Annotated in this window: 1 protein-coding gene; it reads left to right on the forward strand. The window is 62.5% G+C overall.

Annotation, left to right across the window (positions count from 1 at the left end; genetic code table 11):
* The coding region (locus F453_RS14400) for a contractile injection system protein, VgrG/Pvc8 family (RefSeq protein WP_018968365.1) at nt 1-824 on the forward strand (824 nt) is incomplete at both ends.

Here is an 824-nt window from a genome sequence, read left to right on the forward strand (position 1 = left end):
CAGCCGATCAACGACCACCACCGCTTCGAGCTCTCGTTGGACCTCGACTCCGTGAGCGAGCGGTACGTCGAGGGCTTCAAGGACGGTACCGAATGGCTCGGCAAGCGCTTGCTCGCCTACGAACAGTCCGACGGCTCGCCGCTCTTCCTTGGCGTGGTGGCTAGGGTGAGCGCCCGTAAGGAGAGCCTTGACGGGGGCCGCCTGTGCGTTTCGGGGTTCTCCACCACCTACCTGCTCGAGAACGGCGAGAACTGCCACTCGTGGCTTGACTGGACGTTGGCGGACATCGTTGGCGAACTGTGCGAGAAGGCGGGCGTTAAGCTTCTGGCCAATCCGGAGAACCGTGACCCCGTGGGATACGTCTGCCAGTACAACGAGTCGGACTTCGACTTCATCCGCCGCCTTGCCTGGAAGTACAAGGAATGGCTTTACTACGACGGCACGCGTCTTGTCTTCGGCAAGCCCGAACTTCCCGATGCGGTCGGGCTGGAGTTCGAACGCAACCTGATCAGCTTCGAGACGGGGGTGCAGACGCTTGCGCGTCCCGCCAAGGTATTCTCTTACGTCTCGAAGGACGACCATGGCATGGCCGAGCCCACGCCCGACAAGCCCTCGGGCCTTGACGAGCTCGGCCACAAGGCGTTCCGAGCCTCGATGGAACTGTTCAGGGAACCCGCGCTGCAGTACGCCCACTCCCGCGTCCACCACATGAAGGAGATGGAGCTTTACGTGAAGAAGAAGCAGGAGGCGGAGACGGCCGAGTCGCATTACGTGGAGTGCTCCACCAAGGGCGTCTGGCTGTCGGTGGGGAGCGTGGTCAAGCT

Source organism: Hoylesella loescheii DSM 19665 = JCM 12249 = ATCC 15930, from assembly GCF_000378085.1.
Lineage (GTDB): Bacteria > Bacteroidota > Bacteroidia > Bacteroidales > Bacteroidaceae > Prevotella > Prevotella loescheii.